Annotated in this window: 2 protein-coding genes and 1 pseudogene; all 3 read right to left on the bottom strand. The window is 42.7% G+C overall.

Annotated features, from left to right (window positions below; translation table 11 throughout):
• Positions 1-206 precede the first annotated feature (206 nt).
• Positions 207-1703 (bottom strand): RagB/SusD family nutrient uptake outer membrane protein, encoded by a 1497-nt coding sequence (locus ACFO6W_RS07985; RefSeq protein WP_379995096.1) that lies wholly within the window; start codon positions 1701-1703, stop codon positions 207-209.
• Between the two features lie 13 nt (positions 1704-1716).
• On the bottom strand, positions 1717-4920 hold the full coding sequence (locus ACFO6W_RS07980; RefSeq protein ID WP_379995093.1) for a SusC/RagA family TonB-linked outer membrane protein: 3204 nt from the start codon (positions 4918-4920) through the stop codon (positions 1717-1719).
• A gap of 105 nt (positions 4921-5025) precedes the next feature.
• Positions 5026-5220: pseudogene (locus ACFO6W_RS07975) on the bottom strand (hypothetical protein); the annotation flags it as partial.
• Between the last annotated feature and the right edge of the window lie 720 nt (positions 5221-5940).

Below are 5940 nucleotides of genomic sequence, written 5' to 3'. Positions count from 1 at the left end.
ATGGACTGAAAAAGGAAGGGCGTTTATCCACCGTTTATTTCAACGGGCCGGAACTGTGTAACTATAGCAAAAAAAACGAAAGAGCCCGGGCCCGGACTCTTTCAATGTCAATGCATCACTGCATCAAGAGTGTGTTTGTATAAATTGGTTACGACATAAAGGAGCGCATCCTGTCCCCTGTATCATAAACTGCTTTTTTATATTATCTAATAGTTCTTTTCCATCAATGTATTATAGTCCGTTTCGGCTTTAGGTATTTCATAATACCAGCCATTATCTGTCGGTTGTTTTTCTAAGAATCCACAGAATGCCGGGTTGAAATTACTTCCGGTACGATTGACAGGTAAATTCAAACGTTTCAGGTCAAACCAGCGGAAACCTTCACCCCATAGTTCGATACGGCGATGATTCATAACCTCTTCCGCTAAAGCAGTTCCCGTATTTCCTGAATCGGTATATCCGGGATCACGTTCTGCGATCAGTTCTTGCAAATACGTCCTTGCAGGAGTATCCTGTCCTGAGCGGGCATATGCTTCAGCAGCTATCAGATAGAGTTCAGAAATACGCATGAAAGCAAAATCTCCCACCGCGTCAGCCGTGGAACGGGCCGTAAATTTGCGATTTTGATAAACCCGTTTGTTATAGGTACTGACTGTTGGTACTGCGGCGGTACCGGTCGGATCCCACCATTGGCGGCGCAAATCGGTTGGCGACATTAAATCGTAAGTTGATTGGCTGATACATTTTATCCCTGTTTTAATGGAACTGGAGTTGAAATTCCATGACATATACGCATAGAATGAATAGAAATACACCGTTTGGTCATCTTGGGTGATGGCAGCATACAAGGCTTCCTTCGTTGCTGTGGTAATGTTAGCAAATCCATTCATAAGTTCCGCCTGCTTCATGACAGACTTCCCATTGGCTTTAGCCAGATTAATAGCTAAAACGGCCTGGGTAGCGGCTTCAGGATAGTTCTGTTGAGTTAAGGCGACTCTTGCCCTGAGTCCGGCAACAACAGCCGGGCTATAGTGATTAACAGCCGGTTTATACCCCTCCAGCAAAGTAGCTGCCGCCGTCAGATCCCTGTTGATTTTTGTATATACCTCTTCAACTGTATTACGGGCCATTTCTGTTACTTCCGATGATTCCCTGTAGGGGATGCCTAACTGGCTATTACCAGCTCCTGCGGCATAACGTTTGGCGTAGTACTGAACGAGTTGGAAATGAGCCCAGCCCCGGATAGCTAAACATTCCCCCTTGATCTGGTTTGCCAAAGGCTCTGTAGAGCCTGCATACTTGGTTTCTAAATTCTCTAATATTTTATTGGCATTCAAAATAAATTGATAATAGGTATTCCATACGCCATAATTATAAGAAGAGCTTGCATTTGTGTTGATCGCCCATGTATGATGTGTTTGGTGCCATGTTTGTGTATCCCAGGTCATATCGTCACCATGAGCTTCGCGTCCGATAATGAAGCCGGGTTCACCGCCCATTCCCTGATTACTCAGGTCTTGTGAAACCATCTTACGATGAATTCCGTTTAAGGCGATATACAAGCCATCCAATGTACTGCTGACTGTCTCTTCAGAAATGGAACCTGTCGGCGTGGTTTCCAAAAAACTGTCGTCGCAACTTGAGAGTATAAACAATGCTGCAAGGGCGACAACGCTAATCTTTATTTTATATATCTGTTTCATAATTGCTTATTTTTTAGAATGACATGTTGAGGCCAAGCGTGAATGTTCTTGCCGGCATATATACGTTATAGGTAATACCGTTGAAGTTCTGTTGAGGGTTCAACCCTTGTCTTGCTTTCAACATAAACAGGTTTTCCGCATTGAAGGTAAGTTTGGTCTCCCGTATCTGCACTTTATTAAGCAGGTTCTTTGGTAAAGTGTAGGATAGATTCACTGAACGCAGGTTCAAATAGTCTGTACTTACCAGCCAACGAGTGGAATAAGATTGTCCTACATTGGTATTATGCACGGCTGTCTTATCCAGGCGAGGGACGTCGGTCACATCGCCTTCGGCTTGCCATGCCTTTCGTACATCTATGCTCATTGCATAACCGTAATTAGTCATATCCATCATGTTGAGATACATGTTGTCAAGGGTTTTACCTCCCAGTTGATAGGAGAATACAGCGCCTAGCGAGAATGCTTTATAGGCTACATTGAAATTGAAACCCCCAAACCATTTAGGAATGGCGGTTCCGCTAAAATCATATTTCGCATAACTATAAGAATTTGTCACGGGGACACCATCTATTTCTTGTACTGTTTTTTCGATAGCAGCGGTTAATGTGCCCTTTTCCTTGTTGTAAGCATCCGTATCCAGCAGATATAAACCATCGCCATTAGCAGGATCGACCCCATACCATTGTCTCAACCAAAATTCATAGATAGAACTGCCTTCCATCAGTTTTTTGGAACCGTCTATCAGTCCGTTTTCTTTGTTTTCGTCCGGCATCTTCAATATTTTGTTTGTGATGCGTGTGGCATTCGCGCCTATATTCACCGCCCAATCATTATTCTTAAATACCTGGTAGTTGACCTCAAGTTCTATACCGCTGTTTCTCACTTTACCAATGTTCTGCAACAGTGAACTTGCCCCCGTGGAAGTAGGCACATGTACATTGAACAGCAGGTCTTTGGAGTCTTTCTGAAAATATTCGATTGCTCCGGATAATTTACCGAATAAAGCAAATTCAAGAGCTGCGTCTTTAGATATTTGCGTTTCCCATACAAGATTTTTGTTGGATAAAGTAGAGAAATACACTCCTGCGTCGGGCCCATTATTGATACCCAGGTCATACAATGTCTGATAAGGGTAATAATCATTGTCGCCATCGGCGTCAAGTGTGCGGTCAACACCTGTTTCCCCATAAGAAACCCTCAATTTCAGATTGTCTATCCAGTTTATATCCTGCATAAATTTTTCTTCGGAGATTCTCCAGGAAGCGCCATAAGACCAGAAATCTCCCCAGCGGCTATCTTTGGAAAAACGGGAAGTTCCATCATGCCTGTAAGAGAAAGAACCATAGTATCTATTATCATAATCATAGTTCAAACGAGCCAGATAGCCTTCCTTTTTATAGGTGTCCGTATAAGAAGAAACACTGCTGATAGTTGTAAAGTTAGGAAATTCATGTACGCCGCTGAATACTTCACCCACTTTCATGGAATATAAATATTCGTAAGAGTAAATATAAGTTTCATGGCCGGCCAGGACATCGATATGATGCTTGCCTATCGCTTTATTGTAGCCGATCAATTGATTCAATGTTTGCGTTGTACTCCGGGTAGATGTGAGAGCCAAACGTCCCGGACCGGCGGTTCCGTCTCCTACTAACGGGTTTTCATATACTCTGGCACGGTAATCGGTGCCATCGATGCTATAATTAGCGGTAAGCGTTAAGTTGGTAATGGGCGTCAAGGTGATATATGTGCGCCCCGATGCATCATTCCGGTTAAACTGACGGCTGTTATAATCTGTTTCCGCCAAAGCATCACGGCCGTTGCCGGAGAGGCGCGCCCCCGCGTAGTCCCAAATATATTCTTTCGGATTGGTGGTCGGATTGCCGGCGGCATCCAGGTAGGCTCCGGTATTCAGGTCATGCCTGTGTACAGGATATATAGGAGCCATGACCCTGACAAAACGGGTAAGATTGCTGTAAGCACTGGAATTGCCCGAAGTAGAAGATGAATAATTAGATTGAGAACGCGCATAAGCCAGATTCACCCCTGACTTAAACCATTTAACCGGAGTGATGTTGTGATTTAAGCGTGCCGACATGCGGTTGAAGTTGGTCTTCATCATGTAGCCTTTATCATCAAGATAAGATACGGAAGAATAGGTGTCACTCTTATCAGTTTTGCTACTATAACCGAGAGAGTATTCCTGACGATAGCCATTGCCAAAAGCGGCATCTTCAAAATCCAGGTCATCACCCCATTTCAGGTTTGTTGCTCCGGGGTTTAGTTTACCATCCAGACCAACGACTTCACCATCGGCTATACCCACGAATGGATTATATTTCAATGTACTCACAATGTCTCTGGAAGCGATTTCGGCAGCTTCGGCTTGCGATTTGCCGCCGGTAACACCTGAGTTTTTCAACATCTGCCATTGCAGTGGGTAATACTCATATGCATCTACTTTAGCATAATCAGCATAAGCCCTGTTTGACCAGCCTTGTGTAACATTTAATGTTACACCTGCTCCCTGCCTTCCTTTTTTAGTTGTGATTAAAACGACTCCGTTACCTGCGCTTGAACCGTATAAGGAGGTAGAGGCAGCATCTTTTAATATAGTCATTGACTCAATGTCACTTGGATTGATACTGGCCAGATTCCCGTTATAAATAGACCCGTCTAAAATATAGAGGGGTGCATTGGAAGCATTCACAGAACCAAATCCACGGATACGAATACCTACCGACTCCCCGGGTTGGCCTGTAGTGGTACTTACTTGCACACCGGTGGCATTTCCTTCGATCGCCGACAAGGCACTTGTAATAGGCCGGGAACTGATTTTATCAGAATTGACTACGGATGCAGAACCTGTAAAGGATGATTTCTTTGCGGTTCCGTAAGCCACTACCATTACTTCATCCAACAACTGAGAATCATTTTCCAACGTAATCTTCAAATTTGTTCCGGCCGCAACCTCTTTGGTCTTCATGCCAATAAGGGAAATCACTAATGTTTTCTTATCTGCTGAAACATTTAAAGAGAAACTTCCGTCTACATTTGTTATAGTGCCGATAGAGGTACCTTTAACTACAACGGATGCCCCGATGGCGGGTTCCCCCAACTCATCGACAACAGTTCCCGAGATCTTTGTCGTTTGCGCCGCAATGTATCCTATACTTAGTAATAAGCAGGATAAAATTAACATCACTCTTTTCTTCATACTTAATACACAATTTTATTATTAAAATACCAACATACCTGTGAGGTCTGCTTTTTGAATTACTTTTTATAGACAGAGAGACAGGTAATTACCGGCTCAATCGTTTTAAAACAAGTAAGTCCGGAACCGAAACGGCCCGGATGAAAAACGAAAAATCCCTGCACAGTCTAAAAAACTGTACAGGGATTGTACTTTTAAAAAAAAGTATATATTTACAATTACAATTATTATACGCGGGCGTACTGCTCTCTCTCTCTCTCTCTCTCTCTCTCTCTCTCTCTCTCTCTCTCTCTCTCTCTCTCTCTCTCTCTCTCTAACAAAATACGGCTAACTTCCAAATTTCCAGGCGGAAAAATGAACGCACATACCGTACGAAAAACGGTGGATAATCTGCTTACCCTGCCTGTTTTTATCATAGAATCCAATTAAAAAATCCGGACACCTGCCCGTACAAAAAGAATGCCTCCCGTACGGAAAAGATGTAAACAAAATCAACGGAAACGCCATCCTGTGCGAAAGGATTCCGGCATTTCAGCTACCGGTTATTATACCAAGCACAAAGTAACAACAAAGGTAGAAGCCGGCATTCATAATATTATTACCTATTTTTATCCGTTTATTACCTATTTCGCAACTATAGTTACATGTGGTTGTGATATTTATAAATTTCAGCAACCGCACATATATATCCCACTTAAATATTCGCTTATAAAGTGTTTGAAAGATTGTATCTGTCCGTGTATAAGCGCATATTTGCGATGATCGCTATTTTCGAAGGTTAGCTGCGGTCTTTAACAATAGAAATGAGATAGTTACATTAAGCGGACACTGGGAAATGAAGTGAAAAAATCATATTGAGTTGAATATTCAGGGCAATAAGATGAAATTCCGGAATCAGTCCGGATCATTATGTGATTTTAACCGTACCAGAGGTACAGATACGGCAATCCCAATTACCAGTGAGTACAGGTGAAGTAAAAAATTACTATCCTCTTTTACAAAGCTGACGGACAAAGAAAT

The organism is Dysgonomonas termitidis, assembly GCF_042654545.1.
Taxonomy (GTDB): Bacteria; Bacteroidota; Bacteroidia; order Bacteroidales; family Dysgonomonadaceae; genus Dysgonomonas; species Dysgonomonas termitidis.
This window is presented reverse-complemented; position numbering and strand designations above follow the sequence as displayed.